Below are 26,025 nucleotides of genomic sequence, written 5' to 3'. Positions count from 1 at the left end.
GACGAAAGGCCGAATTTCCATGGTTTTCCGCGCCGTTCGATATCCGATGAAAATCGAAAACCTGGCGATGCGAGGCGGAAATGGCGGCCCAGAGCAAGATCAAGGCAAGCGACCTCGTCGAACCCGGTGATGACGACGCGGTCGAGCTCGCAAAGCGCCATCTCGTGCAGCCTTGGCCCTATGCCGGTTCGGTCGGCAAGGAGGCCCGCGCTCTGATCGGCGAGGGCGACGGCATCTATATCACCGACGGCTCCGGCAAGCGCCTGATCGACGGGCCGGCCGGCATGTGGTGCATCAATGTCGGCCATCGCCGCGAGGAACTGGCCAAGGTCATGTACGACCAGGCGATGGCGCTCTCCTACAACACGCCGTGGTATACGATGAACGCGCCCTCGGCCGCGCTTGCGCGGCGCATCGCCGATGCGGCACCCGGCGACCTCAGCCACACCTTCTTCACCACCGGCGGCTCGTCGGCGGTGGAGACGGCGCTGCGCTTCATGCAGTTCTACAACAATGTGCGGGGACGGCCGGAGAAGAAGCTGATCCTCAGCCGCGGCGGCGCCTATCACGGCTCGACCTATCTGTCGGCCTCGCTCAACGGCCGGCCGCGCGACCGCGACTGGATGGACGGCGCCGACGAGCTGGTGGTCAAGCTGTCCTCGCCCGATTCGTTCCGGCGCCCGAAAGACATGGGCGTTGCCGCCTTCACCGATTTCCTAGTCGATCAGTTCCGCGACGCCGTCGTGCGCGTCGGCGCGCAGCGCATCGGCGCCTTTGTTGGCGAACCGGTACAGGCTTCCGGAGGCGTCATCGTGCCGCCGGACGGGTATCTCCAGCGTATCCGCGAGATCTGCCGCGAGAACGATATCCTCTATATCTCGGACGAGGTGGTGACCGGCTTCGGGCGGCTCGGCCATGTCTTTGCCTCCGGCGCTGCGTTCGGCATCGATCCGGACATGATCACTTTCGCCAAGGGTGTCACATCGGGCTATTTCCCGCTCGGCGGCGTCATCATCTCCGAGCGGTTGCTCGAAGAGCTGCGCCGCTCCAACCATCCCGATGCGCTGTTCGGCCATGGCCTCACCTACACCAGCCATCCGGTCGGCTGCGCTGTCGCGCTGAAGAATCTCGATCTGCTGGAGGAGGGCGTGCTCGCCCACACGCGCGAAATCGCGCCCTATTTCCAGGCACGACTGAAGACGCTGGAAGAGCTGCCGCTGGTCGGCGAGGTGCGTGGCATCGGCCTGATGGCTTGCGTCGAATGCGTCGCCGATCGCAAAAGCAAGGACCCGCTGCAGCTCGACAAGAATGTGGGAAAACGCATCGACGCGCATTGCCACGAGCTAGGCTTGTTGGTGCGGCCGCTGATAAACATGTGCGTGATGTCGCCACCGCTGGTCATCAGCCGCGAGCAGGTCGACGACATGGTGGCGATCCTGCGCGAAGGCATTTCGCGGACCATGGACGACCTGCGGAAAGAGGGGGTGTGGCGGGGGTGAGAGCCAATCTCCCCACTTGAGGGGGAGATGTCGCCGAAGGCGACAGAGGGGGTCGCCTCACGTAAATCGCCATCGTTGTCTAGCATGAAGTGTTGGCGCTTCACGCGCAGCGACCCCCTCTGGCCGCTTCGCAGCCATATACCCCTCAAGGGGGAGATCGGTAGCCTACGCCCTCGACCGCAGCGCGTCATTCAGCCCCCACATGTCCTTTTCCTCGGGCGCCGTCTCCAGGTTCAGCACAGGCACCTGTTTGCGCAAATGGTCGTGATGGGTGCGCACGCCATATTCGAGGTCGGAGAGATAAAAACCCTCGAAGGCTTCCGACAGCATGGATTCGTTCGACCACACCGAAAGCTGGACGTCTTCGTTCATGGTGTCGCGGTCGATGCGATAGGCGAGGTAGCGTGCCGCCGCCTGTTCGCGCGTCTCGTCCTTGTAGCGATAGATGGCGCCGCGCAGCAGCGTCTCGCCGGTCGATAGCGGGAACTCCTGATAGAACTGGACGGATTCCGGCATGATCGACAGCGCGTTGTTGGGGAAGATGCCGTAATAGATCCAGGCCTTGCGCAGATGTTCCGGCAGATGCGTCGCCTCGGGCGCGAGCTTGATGTACTCGCGAACGCTCCAGCGTCGCCCGGTATGCGGATTGTAGGTGGCGAAGGACCGCGACACGCCGTTGATGAAGGGCTCGTCGAAATAGGTGGCGCCATAGAGGTCCTGCAACGCGGGATGCGCCATGGCGACGTGATAGCCTTCATTGTCGACGTCGCGCACCGACTTCCAGTTGACCGGCGATTTCTGCGTCCAGATGCCCCAGGACGGCACCATGGCGGCGACGTTGTAATAAGCGATCTCGGCCTCGATCGGCTTGAGCAGCTCGGCCACCGAAGGCTGCGGGCCGCCCTTGCGAAAGCGGATGAAGATGAAGCCCATCCAGATTTCGAGGTCGAGTGGCATCAGGCCGAACTCGGTCTTGTCGAGTTCGGGGAAGGAACGCGGACGGGCAGCACCGCGCAGCGTGCCGTCGAGATTGTAGACCCAGCCATGGAATGGGCACACCAACGCGTTCTTGCAACTGCCCTGGCTGTCGGCGACAACGCGGCTGCCGCGATGGCGGCACATATTGTTGAAGGCGCGCACGACGCCGTCCTTGCCGCGCACGATCAGCGCGCGTTCGCCGATAACGTCCATGGTCAGATAGTCGCCCGGATTCGGCACGTCAGAGACATGGCCGGCAATCTGCCAGTGATTGCAGAAGACGTATTCCTTCTCGAGCTCGAGAAGGGCGTTGGAATGGTAGCTCCACCCCGGCAAACCCCGCCGGTCCCAATCGTTGGGGATCGCCACGTCACGGAGGTGCGGGTTCATCTGCATGCTCTTCTTTTTATTGAATATCCATTCAATATAAGCACATTTTTCATTGAAATGCAATTACTTGTGGAAATATGGGAATTCCGTGGCGGCAAGTTTAGCCTCGCCCGGGCTTCCCGGAAAATCCGGGTGTTAATCGAGGAGCCGGAACAGCAATTCAGCGGGCGGATGCCAGCCACGGAGAAGGCCCGTTTCGACGAGTCAAGGGGCGTGCGCAGACAGCGGCGGCGCGCTCGATTTAAGCGTTTGCTGTGTGAGGCTGTTTACAGTCCGGCCGGACGCGGCAGGCGTATATCTGCGCTGACCGTTTCGATCGTCGGTCGAATGGTCGCCTCGGATTGGTATGCTGCCGCCTACGGTGCCTGTTTCAATCCCGTTACACAGACAATCGCCGTCGATCATTCGGCTGTTACCTGGTGCGATTAAGTTCGTTTTATAGCCAAAAAGAAAGATAAACGAAGGGAACAGCGATGTTTGCGAAAGTTCGTACCGCCGATGTCAATCGCCGCCTGCATGGACCGGAACGCAATGACCGCCGGCCGAAGCTGGCGTTGCGCCAGCGCGCCAGCGATCATCCGATGGCGATGTTCATGGCGATCGGCGTCTGCGCCTTCGGCTGCATGCTCGCGGCACCCGCTTCAGGCCCGGCTTTCGCCTCGATCAATCCGCCGGCCAATGTGATCGAGGGCGCGCAGACGACGCTCAAGACCGCCCGCCTGCCGGAATCCTCGGTCGACTTTGCCTGCAAGGGCCAGAACTGGGGCGCCGAGAGCCTCGATTGCCTGCGCGCCATCGCCGAGCAGTCCGGCCAGCACCGGGAACGCGCGGTGCGCATGATCGCCAACACCGCGCCGCTCACCAGCACGCCGAACATTTTTTAAGACCTCCCCTGAGCGCGCCCTCCTGCGCTCGAGTCAGGCTCCCGCCGGGAAAGTCGGTCGGGAGCCTCTTTTTTTGGGGCCCGGCGATATTCAGGTGAGGCCGGCCTGCGAAGGGCAGCTTCCTGCGCTTCCGGTGCTCACGTACTGAAAGTACGCTCCGCTCCGGTTCTCGGAATCCACCATTCTCGGCTCGGCCTGACCTGAATCTCAACAGACCCCGCGGCGGCGCCAGATCAAGAGGTTTCGCCGCACCTTCCTTACGTTTCCCTGTCGCTCTGGGCAGTCAACTCAGATGTGGGCGCCGTTGTCGGCGGCGGCTTCGTCGGCGACAATCGCCAGAATGCTGCGGACGTCGAGGGTCGAGAAAGGCTTTTCCAATATATGCGGGCGCTGCTGCGGCGGCAGCGCTTCGATTTCCGCCTTGGCGCCGATCAGATCGCCGGTGACCAGCACGAAGCGCTGCGCCAGCGCCGGCTTCTCGGCAAGCAATTCGCGGTAGATGGCAATGCCGCTGATGCCCGGCATGCGCAGATCGGAAAAGACTATGTCCGGCGGCATGTAACCGTTCAATACGTCGGCCGCCGATGTCCAGCTTACCACGACGCGCGACTTCACGCCCATCAGTTCGAGTATGTCGGACAATGAGGCGGCGACGTCGGGCTCGTCGTCGATCACCAAGGCATGGCGCAGTCCGCTCGAACGCGCCGGACCTTCGCCGGGCGCGGCGCTGCCGCCTGCGATTGCCGGCAATTGCACGACGAAGCGCGCGCCATTCGGCTCCACGTCCTCGAACCAGATGCTTCCGTGGTGGCGCTCGACGATCGATTTCGAGATCGACAGGCCGATGCCGGTGCCGACGCCGACCGGCTTGGTGGTGAAATAGGACTCGAAGATGCGCGCGCGGATCGCCTCGGGAATGCCCGGGCCGTTGTCCTCGACGGAGAAGCCCGGATTGCCGTGCTCGTTGCGGAACGTCCGCACCTTGATGCGCCGCTCGCCGTTGACGCCGGCCAGCGCATGCTGGCTGTTGATGAGGAAGTTGGCCGCCACCTGGGTGATATGGTCGGCATCGGCCATGGCAAGCAGCGGCCCGTTGGCGAAGTCGGTGTCGATGATGATGCCGCTGGAGCGCGCCCCGTAGGCGGTGACTTCGAGCGCCGAACGCATCACCTGGTTGAGGTCCGTCTCGGCCTGCTCGGTCGGGTGCAGCCGCACCATCGACAGGAAGCTCTTGACGATGCGGCCGCATCGCTCGGCGGCGGCGCGCACCTTCTCGGCACGTACCTTGGTTTGCGGGTCGCCGGCGAATTCATGCAGCAGCGTCGACTGCGCCACCACCACCGCCAGCGGATTGTTCAGCTCGTGCGAGACGCCGGCGAGCAGCGAGCCCATCGCCGCCATCTTCTCGTTCTGGTGCAGCTTCTCGCGTTGGCGGTTGATCTCCTCCTCGGCCTGCAGCTTTTCGCGCAGATCGCGGATCGAGCCGAAGATCAGGCGGCGGTCGGCAACGCGCATCTCGGTTGCGGTCAGCTCGATCGGGAAAATCTCGCCCGCGGCGTTCTGCGTGACGGTCTCCAACCGCTGGCCGACCATCGGCGCGCCGCGGCCGGCCATGTATTCGGCGCCAGAGGCATAGCCTTTGCGGTAGTATACCGGAACGATGGTATCGAGCAGGTCCTTGCCGAGGATGGCGCTGCGCTGGAAGCCGAACATCTTCTCGGCGGCCGGATTGAACTCGATGATCGAACCCGTCTCGTCGATGACGATGATGGCGTCCAGCGAGGCCTGCAGCATGGTGCGACGGATCACTTCACTGGCATGCGCCTCGGATGGCGAGCGCTCGATGGCGTCGCCAATGGCCAAAGCGATGATGTGCAGCGTCGCTTCTTCCTCATCCGTCCATTCGCGCTCGGCGATGCAGTCGTTGATGGCCAGCGTGCCCCAAAGGTGGCCATGCGCGAAAACGGAGACGGACAGGAACGACTTGATGTTCTGCTTCTCGAAATCGGCCCGCAGGAAACCGTCGAGGTCGCGTGTGTGGCCGGAGAAGATCTTGCCTTGCCGCTCATCCTCCTGCAACTGCTCCAGCAGCGAGTCCGAGTTGATGATCGACTGCATGATCACCGTGGGCGACGCCAGCTCGCCGCCGAAATCAGGATCGATCCAATAGGCGGCGACGGACTGGGCGAAGCCTTCGCCCGGCAATTCACGCAGGCGGAAAAGAATGCCGCGCTGGCAATCCATCTTGCGGCACATTGTTCCCAGTATGTCGTCCATCTCGCGCTGCCAGTCGCCTGCCTCGCGCAGGCGCCGCACGACATGGACAGCCGCCATCGCGGCGCCGCCGGGACGCGAGCCATTCGTATCGGTGCGTGCTGCATCAGCAGTCATGGTCATCCAAGGCCCGGACGTCGGTCGTTCAGAGCGTCCCCCGGTTCCACGGAAACGGCGAACCGCTCTACCGCTTTGTTTTGACGCAATTTTGGACGGAAGGCTACGGCCAAGGCGCCGAGCCTAGCCGTTTCACGCCATTCCCGGAACGCTCTAGTTGGCGTCGCCACTCGGCAGCGAGAAGATATAGCCTTCGCCGCGCACCGTGCGCAGGAATTTCGGATTGGCGGGGTCGGCCTCGATCTTCTTTCGCAACCGCATGATGCGGATGTCGACCGCGCGCGAGGATTCCGGATCCTCGACGAAGCCGATCGCTTCCGAAATCGCCGCTCGCGTCAGAAGCCGGTTGGCGCGGGTGAGGAAAACCTCGAGCACATCAAACTCGCTCTTGGCCATCTCAATCACCGCGCCATTGGCGGCAGTAACCAGCCTGCCGTCGAAATCGGCCTTGAAGCCGCCGAAATTCATGAAGCGGCGATTGCCGGCATCGGCCTTCTGCGCCTGCGGCTCGGTCGGCTGCGGCACGCGGCGCAGCACGCTGCGCACGCGCGCCAGCACCTCGCGCAATTCGTATGGCTTGACGATATAATCGTCGGCGCCGAGCTCCAGCCCGACGATGCGGTCGAGCGCGGTGCCTGCGGCGGTGGCGTAGATGATGCCGATCTGCGTTTTCGAGCGCAGCCAGCGGCCGAGCGACAGCCCGTCCTCGCCGGGCATGGCGATGTCGAGGATGGCGAGGTGGAAGGGCTGCGCCTCGAACAGCGCGCGCGCCGCCACGGCATTCTCGGCCGTCGCGACGTCAAAGCCGCTGGCGCCGAGGTACTCGGCCACGGCCTCCCTGAGATCCGGTTCATCCTCGACGACGATGATGCTTGCCTTCACAACGCGCTCGCTCCCGCTTTCGGCGGAAAGTAGATTGGGTATAAACATGATGTCCAGCACTCATCTCGAGTTGTCTGTGGCGGGGTGGAGAAAATGGCCGCACGATCCGTCATTGCGCTTGTGTCCGTCGCCGAGGTGGTGGCCAAAGACCTCGCCGACCATCTCGATCGGCGCGGGCACGACGTGCGCCAGGCGCGCCAGCCCTGGGAGGCCGAGACGCTGCTTTCGGCTGGCGGCATCGATGTCGTGGTGGTCGGCGACGAGGTCACCCAAGCCGAGGGCCGCGAACTGCTCAGGCGTTACAGCAGCCAGGGCGGGGGTGGCGAGGGTGGCCCGGACTTCATTCTGATCTGCCGGCCGCGCGACCTCGTCGACAAGGTGCTGGCGCTTGAGCTGGGTGCGGCCGACGTCGTCGAAAGCCCGCTCAACGTGCGCGAGCTTGCCGCGCGCATTGGCGGCCTGCTGATGAGACGCGGCAGGGCCGCCGGCGAACTTATCGTGCTGGAGAACGCGACCGTCGATCTGCGGTCGGCCATGGTGATGCATCGCTCGGGCGCGGAGGAGCAGCTTTCCCCCGGGCAGGTGGCGCTGCTCAAACTGTTCCTGGCCAGCCCGCGCAAGGTGCTGACGCGCGACGACATCATTGCCGCGGCGCCGGCCGAGAATGCCGACGCTTTCGACCGGTCGATCGATTCGCGCATCGTGCGCCTGCGCCGCAAGCTCGACACCGAGACCATCACCACCATCCGCGGCGCCGGCTATCGTTTCGATCCGCCGCTCTCGCGCAATGAGTGAGTTCAGGTCGGCGAGGCTATCGAGCATCGGATTCCCCAAAGCGGTGGTCATTCTGGGTTCGGTGCCAGGCGCTCAGCGCACCACGATGACCGAGGGTCCAGTTGGAACGTTCGCGCTGACGGTTATCTCGGCCGGGGCACGCTCCTTCAGCAGCACCGTCGCCAGGGCGGCGAAGCCGAGCAGGCCCTGCGCGTAAAGGAGCGCGGACAGCACCGAGGCGGCAAGTTTCGTCTTCATGTCCCTATCCCCAATCTCGATATCGTCGGTGCTTCAGGAAACTCCCGAAGCGCCCGCGCCGCTTACGGAGCCCCCCGCTGCGGCGCGGGCCTTCGGTCCTCTCGGCAGCAAGTAGCCGGAGGGGCCGCGCGTCCTCATCAGCCGACGGCCGACCCGCCAGAGGGCCTTCAGCCGGTGGACGCGCAGGCTGGAAACAATCCAGACCGTGGCGATGAACAGAGCCATGTGCAGCGTCGAAACCTCGCCGGAACTCATCGCCGCCAGCGTCGTCGCCGGGTTGCCGGCCACCGAGCCGGCACCGCCGAGCACGATGGCCGCGACGCTGATCCTGAGAAGCCAGGAGCGGAGTTTCGATTTCCTGCCCATTTTCGTTTGCAGATGTCTGTTCCCGTTGCGTCAAATCTGCCGCGGGCCTGTATCCGGATCATGCCGCCGGAGACGCATTGTGTTGCAAATCGGTTTCGAAAGCGGGCCCCGGTCTTTCATTACGTATGAAATGAACTTTCGTTTCTGGCCGAAGCTGATTGTGCGGCGCCTGACCGCCACCTCTCAAAAAGGTCCGCAGTATCGCTCACCCGGCTTGGCTGTTAATTTGTGGAAACGAATTCGAAACAGAAACGAGCATCAAGCGAAATAGGTCTGAAACGGAGGAGCACGATAAGGCCCCATCGAAATTGAAGCCGGACACAACGGCAAAAAACAGAGGGATCGTCATGCACACCGCCATTTCGGCCAAGCTTATCCATATCACCGCCGCCGCGCTCACCGGCGCGGCGCTTCTGTTCGGCGCCGGCAACGCCGCCCACGCCAACCAGCTCGTCGCCAAGGTTTCGCTGTCGCAACAGGTCATGGAAGTCACGGTCGACGGCCGCCCGACCTACATCTGGAAGGTATCGACCGGCAGCAGAGGACACATCACGCCGACGGGCTCGTTCAAGCCGACCCGCTTGCACGAGATGTGGTATTCGAAAAAATACGACAACGCGCCTATGCCGCATTCGGTCTTCTTCAGCGGCGGCTATGCCGTCCACGCCACCTATGCCATTAGCCATCTCGGCCGTCCCGCTTCGCATGGCTGCGTGCGGCTGCATCCCGATGCGGCGGCCGATTTCTACCAGTTGGTCGAGGCCTTCGGCCCGGGCAACACCAGCATCGTGATTGTCAAGTAACGCCCTGGGTCAAGTAACTCCCTGGCCAAGTAACCGGCTGGGCAAGAGTAGCAGGCAGGTTGCCGCCTTCCACCGATCGCGAAGCTGTGAGGCAGCCGCCAAAAAAAGAGGCCGGAATTTTCCGGCCTCTTTTGTTTTTCGCTTCGGTCGGCGTCTCAGCTCGGCAGCGCCGGCATCAGCTTCGGATCGGGCTTCTCGGCGAGATGCGGCAGGTCCTTGCTGGCGATGAAAGTGTAGAACATCGGCACGACGAAGAGCGTGAACATGGTGCCGACCAGGATGCCGGTGAAGATGACCAGGCCCATCGAATAGCGCGCGGCTGCACCCGCGCCGCTGGAGACGATCAGCGGCACGACGCCGAGCGCCATGGCCGCCGTGGTCATCAGGATCGGCCGCAGGCGCACCTTGGCCGAAGCGATGATGGCGTCGCGGCGCCGCATGCCATGGATTTCACGCTGCTGGTTGGCGAATTCCACCAGCAGAATGCCGTGCTTGGTGATCAGGCCGATCAGCGTGATCAGTCCGACCTGGGTGTAGATGTTGAGCGTCCCCAGGCCGATGTTGAGCGGCACGATCGCGCCGAAGATCGACAGCGGCACCGCCATCATGATGATCAGCGGGTCGCGGAAGCTCTCGAACTGGGCCGCCAGCACCAGGTAGATGACGATCACGGCGGCGGCGAAGGCGATCAGGATGGTGTTGCCCTGTTCCTTCTCCTGCCGCGACTGGCCCGAATAGTCGATGAAGAAGGTGTCGGGCAGCGTCTCCCTGGCGAGATCCTCCAGCACCTTCAGGCCGTCGCCGGTGGTCACGCCGGGCAGAGGCAAGGCCGAGATCGTCGAGGAGTTCAGCTGGTTGAACTGCTCGATGGCGGCCGGCGAGGCATTGGTCGAAATCTTCACGACCGCCGACAGCGGCACCATCTTGCCGTCGACGCTGCGCACGAAATATTCGCCGAGCTTGTCGGGATTGTCGCGGAATTCCTGCGGCACCTGCGGGATGATGTCGTAGCTGTTGGAATCCCGATCGAACTGCGCCACTTCGGAGCCGCCCACAAGCAGCGTCAGCGTATTGCCGACATCGGCGATCGGCAGGTTCAATGCTGCCGCGCGCTCGCGGTCGATCGTGACGGTCACCTGCGGCGCATCGTAAGACATCGAGTTCTGCACGACGATGAAGCGGCCGGAGGCCTGCGCCTTGTTCTTGATCTTCTCCGCCTGCTCGAAGACCTCCGAGGGAGATCCGGTGGAGCGCACCACCATGGAAATCGGCAGGCCGCCGCCGGAGCCGGGCAGCGTCGGCGGCGCGAAGACGAAGGCTTCGACGCCGGCCACCTTGGCGAGGCGGCCCTGGATGTCGGCTTGCAGCTCCTTCGAACTGCGCTTGCGCTCCGCCCAATCCTTGAAGGCGAAGCCGACGAAGGCACTGTTGGTCGCGCCGCCGAAGGCGACGGCGGAGAATTGCGCCCTGGTCTCCGGAATATCCTTCACCAGGCCGAGCATCTGGTTGACGTAGGTCTCGGTGTAGTCCGATGTCGCGTAGCGCGGCGCGGTGACGATCGAGAGCAGGAAGCCCTGATCCTCTTCCGGCGCCAGCTCGGTCGAGGTCTTGGTGAACATGAAGCCGGTGAGGGCGACGAGGGCTATGACGATGATCAGCGTCACCGGGCGGTTCCTGAGCGAAGCCGTGACCGCCCGTTCGTAGACGCGCTCGACGCGGCCGAAGGTTCCGTCGACGATCCGCTGGAAGCGGCCGTGCTGGCCCGCCTTCAGCAGGCGAGCGGACATCATCGGCGTGATGGTCATGGCGATCACGCCCGACAGCACCACGGAGCCGGCCAGCGTCACCGCGAATTCGCGGAACAGCGCGCCGGTCAGGCCGCCGGTGAAGGCAAGCGGGGCGAACACGGCGGCCAGCGTAATGGTCATCGCCACGATGGCCGTCGCGATCTCGCGCATGCCGTTGAAGGCCGCCTGCATCGGCGACATGCCGTCTTCCTCCATGTGGCGGTGGATGTTCTCCACCACCACGATGGCGTCGTCGACGACAAGGCCGATCGCCAGCACCATGGCCAGCAGCGACAGAAGGTTGATCGAATAACCGACGGTGAACAGGATGAAGCAGACGCCGATCAGCGACAGCGGGATGGTCACGATCGGCATCATTACCGAGCGGAACGAGCCGAGGAACAGGAGGATGACCACGATGACGATGGCGACGGCCTCGCCGATGGTCTTGAACACTTCCTCGATCGAGGCGCTGATCTGGCCCGTCGCGTCGTAAACGACCTCGATCGTCATGCCTTTCGGCAGCGTCTCCTGGATCTGCGGCACGAGCTTGGTGACCGCGGCGGCAGTCGTCAGAGGGTTGGCCGCGGGCGTCGGGAAGATGGCCAGGAAGGTTCCCGGCTTGCCGTTGAAGCTCACTCTGGTGTCGGTGTTTTTCGCACCGAGCTCGACACGCGCGACATCGCGCAGGCGCACCACCTGGCCATCCGTCGAGCGTATCGGGAGCTGGGCGAAGGCCTCGGGCGTCTGCAGGGTCGAATGAACGGTGATCGAGGAGACCACATATTCGTTCTGGGTGTTGCCGGGCGCCGACAGGAAGTTCGAGTTGTTGATTGCGGTCAGCACGTCCACGGCCGTGGCGCCGCGGGCGGCAAGCCTGATCGGGTCGATCCAGATGCGCATGGAATATTCCTGGGCGCCGAAGATCTGGACGTCGGCGACACCTTCCACGGTCGAGATCCGAGGCCGGATGACGCGCTCGATATATTCGGTGAGCTGCTCCTTCGTCATGTTCGGGTTCTGCATCGAGATGTACATCATCGCGAACTGCTGGCCGGTGCCCTTGACGATGACCGGATCCTTGGAGGCGTCCGGCAGGGTGCCGCGCACGCCCTGGACCTTGGACAACACCTCGGCGAGCGCGACGTCCGGATTGGAGCCGAGCTTCATCTGCACCGTGACCGTGCTCGAGGACGGACGGCTGGACGAGGTGACGTAGTCGATGTTTTCTGTCGAGGCGACGGCGCGCGCGATCGGGGCCGATATGAAGCCCTGGATCAGGTCGGCGCTGGCGCCGGGATAGGCCGTGGTGATGGTGATCGCTGTCTCGTCAACCTTCGGATACTGGCGGATCGACAGGCCGAAGATGCCCTGGAAACCCAGAAGCAGGATCATGCAGGCCAGCACCGTCGAGAGCACCGGCCGACGGATGAAGAGGTCGGAAAAGCTCATTGCTGAACCTGCTTATTCGCCGATTTGCTGGGATCGATGGTGTTGTCGACGGCAACCGACATGCCGTTGAACAGACGATTCTGGCCGGCCGTGACGACCTGGTCGCCATCCTTGAGACCCTGGACGATCTCGACCATGCCGTTGTTGCGGCGGCCGAGCTTCACGAAGACCTGCGAGATGGTGAGCGCCGGCTGCTGCGCGGTCTCGGCCGGCTTGGCAGCGTCGCCGGCCGCTTTGTCGGCCGGCTTCGCGTCAGCCGGTTTTGCCGTGGTGTCGGCGGCAGGCTTGGTGGCGTCCGCCTGCGGCTTGGCGGCATCGCCGGACGCCTTGTCGGCGCCGGCTTTCTGCTCATCCGGCTTTGCCGGCGCGGCGGCGGCAGCGGGTTTTGCCGGTTGGACCACAAAGACATAGTCGCCATAGAGGCTGGACGTCACCGCCGTCTGCGGCACGGAGATGACGTTGTTTTCCTGCGGCAGCTCGACGCGGATCTGGACGAACTGGCCAGGCGTCAGCTTGCCTTCCGGATTGGCGACCTCGCCGCGAATCGAGACCAACCGGCTTGCCGGGTCGATCTTCGGGTCGATGCCGCGAATGGAGCCGGCAAAGGACATGTCGGCTAGATTGGTGCCGAGCTTGATGGTCTGGCCGATCTTGAGCAGCGGCAGCTGCTGTTCGGGGACCGTGAAGTCGACCCGCATCGTGTCCAAATCCTGGATCGTCACCACCGCGTTGCCTGGCGCCAGATACTGGCCGATATCGATCTTCGGGATACCGACCGTGCCGCCGAAGGGCGCGGACAATTGCTTCTGGTCGAGCACCGCCTGCAGCTTGTTGACCTGCGCGGCCGAGGCGTCCGCCGCGGCACGCGCGGCGTCAAGCGTCGCGTCCGTGCCGACGCCGCGCCGCTGCAATTCGATCGCGCGAGTCAGCGCCGCCTGGTCCGAGGCGGCCTGCGCCTTCTGCGCCACCAGATCGGCTTTCTCGACGGCATCGTCGAGCTGCACCAACACCGCGTCGGCGGCAACCTTCTGGTTGGCGTGGAAGAGGATGTCCTTGACGATGCCGCTGGTCTCGAGGGTGAGATCGACGCCGCGTACGGCGTTGACGGTGCCGATCGCCTCGACGCCGGGCGTCCACCCCGATGGCTTGACCGTCACTGTCGAAACCGTCGCCGCCGGCGGCTTCATGGTGGCGAAATACTGCTTGATGCCGGCGTCGCGCATGAAGTTGAAACCAACGATGCCGACGCACACCAAGGCAAGCAGCAGCAAGAATCCGGCGATGATGAAAAAGCGCTTCACGGTGGTCCCCTGAGCCGGCAACCGGCAAATCAATCGATGCCGGGGCACATATCGACGATAAGTCCCGATTTCAAATCGGCGCGCTTTACTGTACCGGCTGGACGGTCTTGTCAATTCCGCCTAAGCTAATGTACGGGGAGGCGCGATGAGAATACCCAGGGCGAACTCGCGCGAAAAGATACTTGCCGCCGCTGCCGACGTGGCGCGCGAGGCTGGTCCGGGAAGCCTGTCGCTCGACGCGGTCGCCAGCCGCGCCGGCGTGTCGAAAGGCGGCCTCCTGTACAACTTCCCGACCAAAGCCAAGCTGATGCAGGGGCTGGTCGAAAGCTATCTCAGCGACTTCCAGAAGGCGCTGGAAGCACGCGCCATCGAGGCCGGCCACGAAGGCGTGCTCTCAGCCTATATCAAGCTGTCGGCCGACGATTGCGAGCGGCCGAAACCGTCGGCGTCCTGGATGTTCTCGGCGATTGCCGAAGATCCCGATTTTCTGACACCGATCAAGGCCTTCAAGCGCCAGTTGTTCGAACGGCTGAAGGGGGAGACGGACGACCTCGGCTCGCTGCTGGTCTGCTTTCTCGCCATCGAAGGGATGCGCAGCATGAATCTGTTCGATTCAGACGTGCTGTCCGAAGACGAGCGCAGGCTTCTGGTGTCCTCGCTCCTGAAGATAGCCGGATAGGTCACCAAACGGTTTGGTAGTGCCAAACGGTTTGGTGGTGACCAAACGATTAAGAGCGTCACACCAGCTTCATTCTAGGGACATAGCGTCCTTCCCGGTTCTTTGCTGCAATGCAAAAGGAGTGGGCATATGGGTGTGGCATTGTGATGCTGCGGCGCACAAATCATGTGCCTTCCCGGTTGTCTGCCTTCATACTCTTCCCTCCTGTCCTTGTGTCGCGAGATCTCCCATGGGTTCCTTGTCTTCAAAGAATGCGCTCGTCACCGGCTCGACCAGCGGTATCGGCCTTGCAATCGCCCGTGCCTTCGCCGCGGAGGGCGCCAACGTCACCATCAACGGCTTGGGCGACGCCGCGGCGATCGAGCAGGAGCGGGCCGGCATCGAGAAGGATTTCGGCGTCAAGTGCCGCTATTCGGGCGCCAACATGATGGACGGCGCCGCCGTCACCGCCATGATCCACGAGGCCGAGGAGGCGTTCGGCAGCCTCGACATCCTGGTCAACAATGCCGGCATCCAGCATGTCGCGCCGATCGAGGAATTTCCCGACGACAAGTGGGAAGCCATCATCCGCATCAATCTTCTGGCCGCCTTCTACGCCATCAAGGCGGCAGTGCCCGGCATGAAGAGCCGTAAATGGGGCCGCATCATCAACACGGCTTCGGCGCATGCGCTGGTCGCCTCGCCGTTCAAGTCGGCCTATGTCTCGGCCAAGCACGGCATTGCCGGCCTGACCAAGACGGTGGCGCTGGAAGTCGCGCAGAACTGCATCACCGTCAACGCGATCGCGCCCGGCTATGTCTGGACTCCGCTGGTCGAAAAGCAGATCCCCGACACGATGAAGGCGCGCGGCATGACCGAGGAGCAGGTCAAGCAGGACGTGCTTCTGGCGGCGCAGCCGACCAAGGAATTCGTCACCGTCGAGGAGCTTGCCGCACTTGCGCTGTTCCTGTGCACCGACGCGGCCAAGCAGATCACCGGCACGACTTTGCCGATGGATGGCGGCTGGACGGCGCAGTAAAAGGCCACGGCCGCTTCAGGTAAAGCGCGGGGCGGAGCTTCCGCCCCTGGCAATTTGAATTCTTGACAATCGCAGGGGACCGTTCCAGCATTCCCGCAAGGGGTTCCCCGCGACGACCCCGTGAGGCGTCAGCCCAACGATCGCGTCCAGACTCTCTCTGTTCAGGAGGTGGACGCCATGCCGTCAACAACCGCAATTACCGTTCCGCAGCTTGCCCGTCTCATCGGGTTGCCCGACGCGCCTTGTCTGGTCGATGTGCGCACCGACGAGGATTATGAAGCCGACCCGCGCCTGCTGCCGGCGTCTTGCCGGCGCGATTTCAGAACCGTCTCGAGCTGGGCGTCGGAATTTTCGGGACGCAAAGTCGTCGTGATCTGCCAGAGGGGGCAGAAGCTGTCGCAAGGCGTTGCCGCATGGCTGCGTCATGAAGCCATTCCGGCGGAGTCGCTTGAAGGCGGCTTCGAGGCCTGGGTCGCCGCCAAGGCGCCCTTGGTCAGCGCCGGCGCGATCCCGCCCCGCGACGAGAAGGGCCGCACCGTATGGGTCACGCGTTCCCGGCCGAAGGTCGACCGCATTGCCTGCCCCTGGCTGATCCGCCGCTTCGTCGATCCCGATGCGGTGCTCCTGTTCGTCGATCCGGCCGAGGTGCCTCTGGTGGCCGATCGGTTCGCAGCGGTTCCCTTCGACATCGAAGGCGTGTTCTGGAGCCATCGTGGCGAGCGCTGCACCTTCGATACAATGATCGAGGAGTTCGGCCTGCGCAGCGAGGCGCTCGATCGCCTGGCGCTGATCGTGCGCGCCGCGGATACGGCGCGCCTGGACCTCGTGCCGCAGGCGGCCGGGTTCCTCGCCGCCTCGCTCGGCCTGTCGCGCATGTTCCGAGACGATCTCGAGCAGCTCGAGGCCGGCATGCTCTTCTATGACGCCTTCTTCCGCTGGTGCCGCGACGCCACCGACGAGACGCATAACTGGCCGGTCGGAGGGAAGGCACAATGACCATGCTTGCCAAGGACGGTGCGGCGCGGCCGGTCGAGGTCCCGGCCGCGCCGAGCTTCCGCGAAGCGACGCGGCTCTGGACAAAGATCGGCCTGCTTTCCTTTGGCGGGCCGGCCGGGCAGATCGCGCTGATGCACAAGGAACTGGTCGAGGAGCGCCGCTGGATCGGCGAGGAGCGGTTCCTGCACGCGCTCAACTACTGCATGCTCCTGCCGGGCCCGGAGGCGCAGCAGCTTGCCATCTATATCGGATGGCTGCTGCATCGGACGGCAGGCGGCCTTGTCGCCGGCACATTGTTCGTGCTGCCGGGCGCGCTGGTCATGCTGGGCCTGAGCAGCTTCTATATGCTCTACAACGACGTCCCGGTGGTCGAGGCGCTGTTCTTCGGCATCAAGGCAGCGGTGCTCGCCGTCGTCGTCGAAGCCGTGATCCGCATCGGCAAGCGGGCGCTGAAGAACCGGGCCATGATCGTGATCGCGGTGGCGGCCTTCCTGGCCATCTATGCAGGCAAGCTGCCGTTCCCCCTTATCGTGCTCGCGGCGGCTTTTATCGGCTGGATCGGAAATCGCTTCGCGCCGAGGCTTTTTTCGGGCTCTGCGCACGGCAAGGGCAGCGCCGCTGCCGACACAAGCGGCGTGGTCGACCTGATGTTCGAGCGCGGCGAGCTCGGCCACACCATGCCGACGAGGTGGCATGCGGTCCGCACCACCGCCATCTGGCTCCCGGTCTGGCTCGGGCCGGTGGCGCTGATCGCCGCGCTGGCGGGGCCGGCCAGCGTGTGGACGCAGATCGGCGGCTTTTTCAGCCTGATGGCCGTCGTCACCTTCGGCGGCGCTTATGCTGTGCTCGCCTATGTCGCGCAGGCGGCGGTGACCTCTTTCGGCTGGCTATCGGCGGGCCAAATGGTCGACGGGCTGGGGCTTGCCGAAACGACGCCCGGGCCGCTGATCCTGGTGCTGCAATTCGTCGGCTTCGCCGCCGCCTATCGCCATGCCGGCGCGATCAGTCCTTTGCTTGCCGGATCGCTCGGGTCGGCGCTGACGCTCTGGGTCACCTTCGTCCCCTGTTTCTTCTGGATATTTTTGGGCGCGCCCTACATCGAGCAGCTCAGGCAGAACAAGGCGCTGGCAGCGGCGCTCGGCGCGATCACAGCGGCGGTCGTCGGCGTCATCATGAACCTTGCATTGTGGTTCGCGCTGCATGTCGTCTTCGGCAAGGTCGCAAGCGTCGGCTGGGGCGTGGAAGTGCCGGTCCTGTCCTCGCTCGACTGGCGCGCCGCGCTGCTGTCGGCGGCGGCGATGGTCGCCATGTTCAGGCTGAAGGCCGGCATGCTGCCGGCGCTGGCGGGATCGGCGCTGGCGGGGCTTGTGCTGCTGGCGTTGTAGGCTCGCACGCCTTCACGTTAGCGTGAACGAAAAAGCCGACCGGCCGGGAATAAACGGCCCGGTCCGCCGGTCTCCAGGGCATGCGCCCTTTGTGCGCGACAGCAGGAGACCATCATGACGCGGCGAGAAGACAAATACGCACGGGCTGAAGAGGGCGAAGGCGTCAGCCGCCGTCATCGCTTGGAGCGTTCCAGTTGGGCGCATCTGTTCTGGGCGATACCGCCCCGCCGCCGGCCCTGATCCGTGCCGATCGCAACCATCGAGATCCACGACCGTGACGGCGAGCATCTCATTGCAGCCAGCGATGCGCCGTCCTCTTCCGAGGCGCGCCTTGCTTCCGAGGCACTTGACTCCGGTGACACCAATGCCTTCTCCTCCCTCGAAGCAGGCGCCATTGCCTGCGGTCGCGATCTTCACCCGCACGAGCAGGGACAGATCGTCGCCTCCCGCTGAGGGCGGCAGACCCATGGCGGGAGCGCCCGGCGGCGGAACGGTGTTGAGCGAAAAGATGCTGGCCGCGCGTTTTGCCGAAGTGGTGCTGCCGCATCTTGGCGATGCGCTGTCGCTCGCCCGCTGGCTGACCGGCAATCAAGCCGATGCCGAGGATGTCGTGCAGGAGGCCTGCCTCAAGGCGCATGCGGGCATTGCCGGATTCGCCGGGGGAAACCCCCGCGCGTGGCTGCTCACCATCGTGCGCAACGCCTCCTATACATGGATGGCAAAGAACCGCCCGCGCAGCATAGTCGCCGTCGGCGACCTCACCGATCTCGACGACGTGTCGCCGCCGCCCGACTCCGATGCCGACAGCCCCGAGGCGGCGCTGGTCGCCAAGGCGAATTCGGCGGCGGTGGAAGCGGCGATCGCCAAGCTGCCGCAAGCCTTTCGCGAAACGCTGGTGCTGCGCGACATAAACGGTCTCAGCTACCGCGAGATCGCCGCCATGCTCGGCGTGCCGCAAGGCACGGTGATGTCGCGGCTGGCACGAGCCCGCGCCCTCTTGATGAAGGAACTTGGAGGGCGCCACCATGAGCCCGCATGAAAATCGCCCGCGTGAGGATGGATTGCCGCAAGACCCGCAGGATATGAAGCTGATGATCCACGCCCTTGTCGATGGCGAGCTCGATGCCGCGGCCGCTTTGGCGGTCGAGCGGCGAATGGCCGCCGATCCGGCGCTGGCCGCCGAACATGCACGCCTCGTGGCGCTGCGCGGCGCTGTCGCCAGCGTGCCACGCCCGACCGTCAGCGACGATTTCCTGGCCCGCATTGCGGCCATCGCCGAGGTGAAAGACGCCGAGGACACTGCCGAACCTCCTGCCGCGAAGGCGGCGCCGCTGCCGTCCGCGCAACCGCGAGGCCAAGTCATCGCGATGCAGCCGCGCGCGGCACGCTGGTATAACTCCTTCGACTGGCGCCAGATGGCGGCCTCGATCGTGCTCACGGCATTTCTCGCCAGCGGCGCGACGCAGTGGCTGGCGACGGCCGACAATGGGTCCGACAGCTTCGCCGTGGCCGTCGCCAACGGCCACCGCCGCAGCCTGCTTGCAGCGACGCCGGTCGACATCGTCTCGTCCGACCGTCACACGGTGAAGCCATGGCTCGACGGCCGCATCGGCGTGTCGCCGCCGGCGCCCGACATGGCCAAGGACGGCTACGCGCTGCTCGGCGGCCGCGTCGAGGTGATCGGCGACAGGCCGATGCCGGCGCTGGTCTACCGCCATCACGAGCATCTGATCACGCTGGTGGCCGAACCGCGGCAGAACGAGGCCAAATCCGTGCCTGTGGCGGACAATCTGTCGGCAGGTGGCTTCCTTCAGGTCCACTGGACCGACGATGCCTTCTCCTACTGGGCGATCTCGGATGCCGAACGCCCGGCGCTGGACGATTTCGTCGCCCGTTTCCGGGCCGCCATCATCGCCAATCCGGCGGCCGGCGGCCCAGGTTAAGGAAGCGAAACTTCTTTCGCCGCTATTTCAGAGCCCGATAACCCGTTTGGCGGATGAGCGAAAGCAGATGCCTGTCCGTCCGAGATAATCGCGCCAAAGCACTTGCCCGGCGGCCCGGGCGCGCACGTGGATAAGTCAAAGTCGACCTTGGTATGTTATACACGCTTCGTTCTCGGGCGGACACGAGTCGATGGATCAGGAAAGACTTCTAGCCGCGGTCCTCTTGGCTGATGTCGTGGGCAGCACGCCGCTCTATGAGCGCATCGGCGACGATGCCGCTCTGCGGCAGGTCTCGGATTGCCTCGACGCGATACGCGAGATCGTCGTCCAACACGGCGGTGATTTCATCTACTCGAAGGGCGATGACGTGCTCAGCCTGTTCGAGAGGCCGGAGGTGGCGCTGAGGGCCGTCTGCCAGATCAGCAGCCAACTGATGAAAGGGCCGTTGAGCGCCCGTATCGGATTGCACTTCGGAGCGGTCATTCGCGCGCGCGGCGCACTATTCGGCGACGTGGTCAATGTCACCGCAAGGTTGTCCACCACGGCCAACCCAGGGGAGGTGCTGATCAGCCAGAGCTTCTTCGAAGCCCTTTCCGCGGGCAGCCGCAGTACCTTGCGGCTCCTCGACAAAATGGCCTTCAAGGGAAAGCAAGAACTCTTCGACGTCTATACCTTGAGAAGCGACGATGGGGCCCTCAGCACGCACATCGCCAACCGAGGCACCTTTGTCGAGAGGCGCTCTGCCCCGCTGCCGCAGATCAATCTGGTCATCCGCTACGAAGATCAGTCGCGATCCTGCCGAAACAACGAATTCGTGACGATCGGGCGATCTCCGGAATGCAATATCGTCGTCCAGCGGCCCTGGGTCTCAAGGCACCACGCGACCTTCACCATTTCGAATGGTAAGGCGCGCCTTGTCGAGCGAAGCTCGTCGGGCACATTTGTGTCAATGGGACCCGGCCATGAAGTGCTCATACGCCGCGAAGATATTCTTCTCTTCGGCTCCGGCGTCATCTCGCCTGGACGCAGATCGTCCCTCGGCGACGCCCAGATCCTTCACTACGAAATTATCTCAGCCTGACCCGGCCGGGCATCTGACCACGATCAGTCCGATCCATGGAAAAATTGTTCGGGGACGAACCCTCGAAAGGCGGATCGTTCCTTCTAAGGCAGGCCAGAGTCTATAAAAACTATAGAAGTTAGATCCAGCGCCGGCTTCCGAGGGAATGATGCCCAATCCAACCGTTGTCGGTTTCTCCGGAAATTTCACCCGGCCGTCGAAGACACGCGGTTTTGTCGAGCAGGTGGTCAGGGACATCGCGGTCCGCAACGACCTGTCGGCAAGCACCTTTGATATCGAGGACGTCGGCGCCTCGCTCGGCAGCGCCAAATGGGCGCGCGATCTCGATCAGCAGGCCCGCGATATTCTCGACAGGGTCGTCAACGCCGATATGCTGGTGGCCGGGTCGCCGACCTACAAGGGCAGCTACACCGGCCTGTTCAAACACTTCTTCGACCTGCTCGATCCGGCGTCGCTGAGGGGCAAGCCGGTGCTTTTGCTGGCAACGGGTGGCGGCGAGCGGCATGCGCTGATCATCGAGCATCAATTGCGGCCGCTGTTCGGCTTCTTCGAGGCTCTGGCGTTGCCCACCGCGGTCTATGCGACCGACAAGGATTTCGCCGACGGCGTCCTGGTTTCCGAAGCCATCCGCAAGCGCGTTGCGCAGGCCGTCGACGAGGCGGGCTATGCGCTCTTGCGCCGCGCCGCCGGCCAGCGGATCGCGGCGGAATAGCCGAAGCGCCAGACCGGTTCACCGTTTCATGAAACGGCGAACCGCATATAATGGTTGACGCCGACCAGGCCGGCGTCGGGCGCGAGCCTGCTCTTCTGCGCCTGCGCCATTTCGCGGGTTCTCATCCTTCAGGGCCAACAAGTTTAGCTTCCTTACGGCGATCTCTCGCTTGCGACCCGGATATGCCGCTTCACGCAGTCCATCGGATAACGGATTGGAGTAGCTGGAGACAGCTGCAGGGAAACGACGCTCCATGACATCAGCCAATATTCTGATCTGCGATTTTGTAGGCCTCCGCTTTGGCGCGGACGGCCATCCCGACCACAGCGAGGTCAAGGCCTATATCGAAGCCAGAGGTGGCGTGTTCCACCAGACAGGCATCGTCAAGGGCGCCCTTGACCCCGGCAAGCTGCATTTCTTTTACCTGCCGCAATTGAGCACGCGCGAGGAATTGTTGGCCGAGGCCGGCGACGGCCGCTACGACGCCGTCATCGCTGCCGCGACGTTCATTCCCGCGGAGACCAGGTTCCGCCTCGGCGGCGTGCGCATCGGTGCCGGCACCGGCAATATGGGGTCGGCATCGTGGGGCGGGGGCAGCGGAGAAGGCGGCGAAGCGCCGTTGATGAACACGCCGGGCATCAACAGCCGCGCCACCGCACAAATGGCCATGAAGGCGCTGCTGAAGGTCAGGCCGGATCTTCCCGTTGACAAGCTCAACAACCTGGTCGCCGGCGGGCAGTTCGATACGGGAAAAGACCTGCGGCACTATCCGACCGAGAAGCTCGAAGGCAAAAGACTGGCGGTGATCGGCTATGGCAATATCGGCCGGGAATTCGCCAGGCTCGGCCAGGCCTTCGGCATGCGGATCACTATCCATGCGCGGCCACGCCACCGGAAATGGATCGAGCTGGAAGGCTTCGACTACGCCGCAACCATGGTGGACGCAGCGCGCGGCGCGGACGCGCTTTCGGTTCACCTTGGCCTGGGTGCCTTCGATGCCGGCCAGCAACGATACGCCAATGCCGGGCTGATCGGAGATGAGGTGCTTTCGGCTCTCAACCACGGCGCCGTGCTCATCAACTATGATCGCGGCGAGCTGGTCGACGTGGCGGCGCTGGAGCGCGCGCTGGCGTCAGGGCCCGTTTCCCATGCGGCGATCGATGCGGACCTGTTCAATGACGGCGGCACCGTTTCGGGGCCGATGCTGCCCTATCTCAAGCTGGTCCAAACCTATGGTGAGCGTCTGGAACTTCTCCCCCATGCCGCGGCCGACACCGATCACCCCTCTCGTGTCGCGGGCGCCAAGCAGGCCGTCGACCAGATCTATGCAGCCGTCATCGAGCATCGCGTCCACAATCTGAAAGGATCGCTGCCTCCGGGCTTTGTCGACATGGGAGCGAAAGTCCCGCCCGGTATTGGCGGCATCGATCTTCGGCATCTGGCGGCGCTGGCCGATGACAAGAACGTGGCTGCCGATCTCGCCCGGTCGAGCGCTGTCGTCGCCGCTTTCTGGGAACGCGTCCTGGCTGCGTCCGAGCAGGAACGGCCGGCACTGATCACTTCCGGAGGCGAAGCATTCGCCGAGGCCGCGAACCACCTCTCCACACTTTTGCGCAGGCACCATCTTTCGGGGCCGTTCGCTTCGGGATCACTTTGACGCCAACGATGCAGCGACCTGCTCGCCAAGCCCTTGAAAAAACTTGGTGATCCCGACAGGAATCGAACCTGTGACCTACAGATTAGGAATCTGCCGCTCTATCCTACTGAGCTACGGGACCACGCGGCCCGACACATAAACGCTTCGGGCCGGTTCGCCAAGGGGCATGCTGACCTCCCACTTAGGCTGTCTCGGCAGGGCCGAGCCGGCCAAGCCGTATCGCCTTAAGGCGCTCAGGCGGCCAGCGCGGTTTCGGCCAGCTTCACCCAATAGCTCATGCCGTGCGGGATGACCTCGTCGTTGAAGTCGTAGGCCGGGTGATGCAGGCCGGCGGAGTCGCCATTGCCGATGAAAATGAAGGCGCCGGGGCGGGCTTCCAGCATATAGGAGAAATCTTCGCCGCCCATCACCGGCTGGATGGCGCGGTGGACATGGCTGTCGCCGGCGATGTCGGCTGCGACATCGCCCGCAAACGCGGTTTCCTCTGCATGGTTGAAGGTGACGGGGTAATTGGCGTCGTAATCGACCTCGATGGTGGCGCCGAAGGCCGCGGCGAGGCCGGCGCAGAGCGCGCGGATGCGCTCTTCCGACTTCCTGGCCACGTCCTTCTTCAGCGTGCGCACGGTGCCGGCGATCTCGGCGCTTTCGGGAATGACGTTATAGGCGTCGCCGGCGTGGAACTTCGTCACTGACACCACCACGGCCTCGACCGGATCGGTGCTGCGCGAGGCGATGGTCTGCAGCGCCCCGACCAGCTGGCTGGCGATGACGATCGGATCGATCGTGCCGTGCGGCATCGCCGCATGGCCGCCGCGGCCCCTGACGGTGATGGTGAATTCGGCCGTCGCGGCCATGATCGGGCCGGGCTTGATGGCGAACTGGCCGACCGGCAGGCCCGGCATATTGTGCATGCCGAACACCTTCTCGATGCCGAAGCGCTCCATGATGCCGTCCTTGACCATCTCGTTGCCGCCGCCGCCGCCTTCCTCGGCCGGCTGGAAGATCACCGCCACGCTGCCGGCGAAATTGCGCGTCTCGGCAAGATATTTGGCCGCACCCAAGAGCATGGCGGTGTGGCCGTCATGACCGCAGGCATGCATCTTGCCGCGCACCGTCGAGGCCCATGGCTTGCCGGTGATCTCGTCGATCGGCAGCGCGTCCATGTCGGCGCGCAGTCCTATCGCCGTGCCATCGCCCTTGCGGCCGCGGATGATGCCGACGACGCCGGTCTTGCCCAGCCCCGTCACCACCTCGTCGCAGCCGAAGGCCTTCAGCTTCTCGGTGACGAAGGCGGCGGTCTGGAACACGTCGAAATTCAGCTCCGGTGTCTGGTGCAGATGCCGTCGCCAGCCAGCAACTTCTTCCTGCATTTGCGCGGCGCGGTTCAGAATTGGCATGATCGGTCCATCTCTTGGTTGATTGGCGGCAGTCGGTCAGAGCCGCTGTTCAGCAATTATGATTGTCTTGAACTTTGCCATTTTGGCGTCACATAGGGTAAATAGCACCGCAACAATGCGGTCCGGGTCGAGGGCCGGGCCGCATTTATGCTGGCGATGGGTAACCAAATCTTACGAACCCAGCCGCGATTACGGCAAGAGGCGATTTCGGATTTGATCATGCGGCGAAGGCATTTCCTCAACCTATTGCTGGGAGGCGCGCTTGCGTTGCCGGTGTTTGCCGGCCCGGTCCGGGCCAATCCGATCGTCCTTTTCGACTTGAAGAGCGGCTCAATCTTGGAGCACCAGGACGCATTCAAGCGCTGGTATCCGGCCTCGCTCAGCAAGTTGATGACGGCCTATGTTGCCTTCCGCGCGATCCAGGCCGGCGAGGTGGCGCTCGATTCGCCAATCAAGGTGACGAAGCATTCGGCCGGCGAGCCGGCGAGCAAAATGGGCTTCAAGCCCGGCTCGGTGATGCGGCTCGACAACGCGCTGAAGATGATGCTGGTCAAGTCGGCCAACGACATCGCCATGGCCGTGGGCGAGAATATCGGCGGGTCGCAGGCTGCCTTTGCCGACCGCATGAACGCCGAGGCGGCCCGGCTCGGCATGGTCGGCACGCATTTCGTCAACCCGAACGGGCTCTATTCGCCGGAGCAGTATACGACCGCGCGTGACCTTGCCGTGCTGGTGACGGCGTTGCGCAATGATTTTCCGCAATATGCCCCGTGGTTCTCGATCGAAGGCCTTGCGGTCGGCAAGAAGGCGATCCCGAACTACAATCTCCTGATCGGCCGCTATCCGGGCGCCGACGGCATGAAGACCGGCTTCGTCTGTCCGTCCGGCTTCAACATGATCGGCTCGGCGACACGCAACGGGCGCACGCTGGTGGCCGTGGTATTGGGTGAGAAATCGGCGATCAGCCGCGCCGAAGCGGCGGCAAAGCTGCTCGACTTGGGTTTTGAGATGCCGACGGCCACTTCGACCACGCTTGCAGGGCTCAAGCCCTATGGCGACACACTGTCGCCCAACGATATGCATGACGAGATCTGCGCGAAAAAGCCGAAGAACGAGCAATCGGAGGCGGCCCCCGAGGTTGCCGCCAAGGATAAGCCGAAATCGCCCTACCAGGTGAAGCTCGACCACCCCACGCTCGTTGCCGTCGGTCTCGGCGGCGCGACGGGGCCGGCGCCCAAGGCGTTCGTCGACCAGGCCGATCAGAATTATGCCGGTGTGCCGCTGCCGAGCTGGCGACCCGACAGGCCGGCGCCGGCCGGCGCCGAGCCTCTGGCGACCGGAACGGCTGCCGCCGCGGCGCAGGGCGACCAGCCCGCCAAGGCCAACTGAGCC

25 protein-coding genes and 1 tRNA gene are annotated in these 26,025 nt (G+C 63.9%); 17 read left to right on the top strand and 9 right to left on the bottom strand.

Annotated features, from left to right (window positions below):
- Positions 1-80 precede the first annotated feature (80 nt).
- On the top strand, positions 81-1,499 hold the full coding sequence (locus LB553_RS03125; protein WP_224510584.1) for an aminotransferase: 1,419 nt from the start codon (positions 81-83) through the stop codon (positions 1,497-1,499).
- Positions 1,500-1,664: 165 nt separating this feature from the next.
- On the opposite strand, the gene LB553_RS03120 is transcribed toward LB553_RS03125, so the two are convergent.
- Positions 1,665-2,867, bottom strand: coding sequence for an aromatic ring-hydroxylating oxygenase subunit alpha (locus LB553_RS03120; protein ID WP_224510582.1), 1,203 nt, complete (start codon positions 2,865-2,867; stop codon positions 1,665-1,667).
- On the opposite strand from LB553_RS03120, the gene LB553_RS03115 reads away from it, so the two are divergent.
- Together LB553_RS03115 and LB553_RS03110 are read left to right on the top strand one after the other, a co-directional pair.
- Positions 2,856-3,296, top strand: a complete 441-nt coding sequence (locus LB553_RS03115; RefSeq protein ID WP_224510581.1) for a hypothetical protein — start codon at positions 2,856-2,858, stop codon at positions 3,294-3,296. The genes LB553_RS03120 and LB553_RS03115 overlap by 12 nt on opposite strands.
- A 44-nt stretch (positions 3,297-3,340) precedes the next feature.
- Positions 3,341-3,751 (top strand): hypothetical protein, encoded by a 411-nt coding sequence (locus tag LB553_RS03110; RefSeq protein ID WP_224510579.1) that lies wholly within the window; start codon positions 3,341-3,343, stop codon positions 3,749-3,751.
- A gap of 288 nt (positions 3,752-4,039) precedes the next feature.
- On the opposite strand, the gene LB553_RS03105 is transcribed toward LB553_RS03110, so the two are convergent.
- Both LB553_RS03105 and LB553_RS03100 read right to left on the bottom strand, forming a co-directional pair.
- A complete protein-coding gene (locus LB553_RS03105; protein ID WP_224510982.1) occupies positions 4,040-6,142 on the bottom strand; it encodes an ATP-binding protein in 2,103 nt (700 codons plus the stop codon).
- 153 nt (positions 6,143-6,295) lie between these two features.
- Positions 6,296-7,072, bottom strand: a complete 777-nt coding sequence (locus tag LB553_RS03100) for a response regulator transcription factor (RefSeq protein ID WP_263483909.1) — start codon at positions 7,070-7,072, stop codon at positions 6,296-6,298.
- A 45-nt stretch (positions 7,073-7,117) separates the two neighbouring features.
- Between LB553_RS03100 and LB553_RS03095 the strand changes: the two genes are divergently transcribed.
- The gene (locus LB553_RS03095; RefSeq protein WP_224510575.1) at positions 7,118-7,819 is read left to right on the top strand and encodes a response regulator transcription factor; all 702 of its coding nucleotides are present in this window, start codon (positions 7,118-7,120) and stop codon (positions 7,817-7,819) included.
- 72 nt (positions 7,820-7,891) lie between these two features.
- Here the strand turns inward: LB553_RS03095 and LB553_RS03090 are convergent, their stop codons facing one another.
- The gene (locus LB553_RS03090) at positions 7,892-8,056 is read right to left on the bottom strand and encodes a hypothetical protein (RefSeq protein WP_224510573.1); all 165 of its coding nucleotides are present in this window, start codon (positions 8,054-8,056) and stop codon (positions 7,892-7,894) included.
- Between the two features lie 33 nt (positions 8,057-8,089).
- Positions 8,090-8,422 (bottom strand): hypothetical protein, encoded by a 333-nt coding sequence (locus LB553_RS03085; protein WP_224510571.1) that lies wholly within the window; start codon positions 8,420-8,422, stop codon positions 8,090-8,092.
- 347 nt (positions 8,423-8,769) lie between these two features.
- On the opposite strand from LB553_RS03085, the gene LB553_RS03080 reads away from it, so the two are divergent.
- Positions 8,770-9,225: a L,D-transpeptidase gene (locus LB553_RS03080; protein WP_224510569.1), complete on the top strand. Its 456-nt coding sequence runs from the start codon at positions 8,770-8,772 to the stop codon at positions 9,223-9,225.
- Between the two features lie 155 nt (positions 9,226-9,380).
- On the opposite strand, the gene LB553_RS03075 is transcribed toward LB553_RS03080, so the two are convergent.
- Both LB553_RS03075 and LB553_RS03070 read right to left on the bottom strand, forming a co-directional pair.
- Entirely contained in the window at positions 9,381-12,464 is a 3,084-nt protein-coding gene (locus LB553_RS03075) for an efflux RND transporter permease subunit (protein WP_224510567.1), read from the bottom strand.
- Positions 12,461-13,765, bottom strand: a complete 1,305-nt coding sequence (locus tag LB553_RS03070) for an efflux RND transporter periplasmic adaptor subunit (RefSeq protein WP_224510565.1) — start codon at positions 13,763-13,765, stop codon at positions 12,461-12,463. The genes LB553_RS03075 and LB553_RS03070 overlap by 4 nt, the downstream gene beginning before the upstream one ends.
- Before the next feature lie 145 nt (positions 13,766-13,910).
- Between LB553_RS03070 and LB553_RS03065 the strand changes: the two genes are divergently transcribed.
- From LB553_RS03065 to LB553_RS03020, 11 genes are all read left to right on the top strand, one after another.
- Positions 13,911-14,444: a TetR/AcrR family transcriptional regulator gene (locus LB553_RS03065; RefSeq protein ID WP_224510563.1), complete on the top strand. Its 534-nt coding sequence runs from the start codon at positions 13,911-13,913 to the stop codon at positions 14,442-14,444.
- A 229-nt stretch (positions 14,445-14,673) separates the two neighbouring features.
- The gene (locus LB553_RS03060; RefSeq protein WP_224510561.1) at positions 14,674-15,462 is read left to right on the top strand and encodes a 3-hydroxybutyrate dehydrogenase; all 789 of its coding nucleotides are present in this window, start codon (positions 14,674-14,676) and stop codon (positions 15,460-15,462) included.
- A 177-nt stretch (positions 15,463-15,639) separates the two neighbouring features.
- Positions 15,640-16,458 carry a chromate resistance protein ChrB domain-containing protein gene (locus tag LB553_RS03055; protein ID WP_224510559.1) on the top strand — a complete coding sequence of 273 codons (819 nt, stop codon included), beginning with the start codon at positions 15,640-15,642 and terminating at the stop codon, positions 16,456-16,458.
- Complete coding sequence (gene chrA / locus LB553_RS03050; RefSeq protein WP_412033176.1) at positions 16,455-17,843, top strand: chromate efflux transporter; 1,389 nt, start codon at positions 16,455-16,457, stop codon at positions 17,841-17,843. The genes LB553_RS03055 and chrA overlap by 4 nt, the downstream gene beginning before the upstream one ends.
- Positions 17,844-17,957: 114 nt before the next feature.
- Positions 17,958-18,083: a hypothetical protein gene (locus tag LB553_RS30440; RefSeq protein WP_263483907.1), complete on the top strand. Its 126-nt coding sequence runs from the start codon at positions 17,958-17,960 to the stop codon at positions 18,081-18,083.
- A 3-nt stretch (positions 18,084-18,086) separates the two neighbouring features.
- A complete protein-coding gene (locus LB553_RS03045) occupies positions 18,087-18,296 on the top strand; it encodes a hypothetical protein (protein ID WP_224510557.1) in 210 nt (69 codons plus the stop codon).
- A gap of 13 nt (positions 18,297-18,309) precedes the next feature.
- Positions 18,310-18,882 carry a sigma-70 family RNA polymerase sigma factor gene (locus LB553_RS03040; protein WP_224510555.1) on the top strand — a complete coding sequence of 191 codons (573 nt, stop codon included), beginning with the start codon at positions 18,310-18,312 and terminating at the stop codon, positions 18,880-18,882.
- Positions 18,869-19,786, top strand: a complete 918-nt coding sequence (locus LB553_RS03035; protein WP_224510554.1) for an anti-sigma factor family protein — start codon at positions 18,869-18,871, stop codon at positions 19,784-19,786. The genes LB553_RS03040 and LB553_RS03035 overlap by 14 nt, the downstream gene beginning before the upstream one ends.
- A 190-nt stretch (positions 19,787-19,976) precedes the next feature.
- Entirely contained in the window at positions 19,977-20,867 is an 891-nt protein-coding gene (locus LB553_RS03030; RefSeq protein ID WP_224510553.1) for an adenylate/guanylate cyclase domain-containing protein, read from the top strand.
- Positions 20,868-21,015: 148 nt separating this feature from the next.
- Entirely contained in the window at positions 21,016-21,579 is a 564-nt protein-coding gene (msuE, locus tag LB553_RS03025) for an FMN reductase (protein ID WP_224510551.1), read from the top strand.
- 253 nt (positions 21,580-21,832) lie between these two features.
- Positions 21,833-23,236, top strand: a complete 1,404-nt coding sequence (locus tag LB553_RS03020) for an NAD(P)-dependent oxidoreductase (RefSeq protein ID WP_224510550.1) — start codon at positions 21,833-21,835, stop codon at positions 23,234-23,236.
- A 44-nt stretch (positions 23,237-23,280) separates the two neighbouring features.
- On the opposite strand, the gene LB553_RS03015 is transcribed toward LB553_RS03020, so the two are convergent.
- A tRNA-Arg gene (locus LB553_RS03015) sits at positions 23,281-23,357 on the bottom strand.
- Between the two features lie 112 nt (positions 23,358-23,469).
- Complete coding sequence (locus tag LB553_RS03010; RefSeq protein ID WP_224510548.1) at positions 23,470-24,633, bottom strand: M20 aminoacylase family protein; 1,164 nt, start codon at positions 24,631-24,633, stop codon at positions 23,470-23,472.
- A 219-nt stretch (positions 24,634-24,852) separates the two neighbouring features.
- Between LB553_RS03010 and LB553_RS03005 the strand changes: the two genes are divergently transcribed.
- Positions 24,853-26,022, top strand: coding sequence for a D-alanyl-D-alanine carboxypeptidase family protein (locus LB553_RS03005; protein WP_224510546.1), 1,170 nt, complete (start codon positions 24,853-24,855; stop codon positions 26,020-26,022).
- The last annotated feature ends 3 nt before the right edge of the window (positions 26,023-26,025 follow it).

The sequence above is a fragment of the Mesorhizobium sp. CA8 genome (assembly GCF_020164955.1).
Taxonomy (GTDB): domain Bacteria; phylum Pseudomonadota; class Alphaproteobacteria; order Rhizobiales; family Rhizobiaceae; genus Mesorhizobium.
The sequence above is the reverse complement of the archived record's forward strand: the minus strand, read 5'-3'. Positions and strand labels throughout refer to the sequence as shown.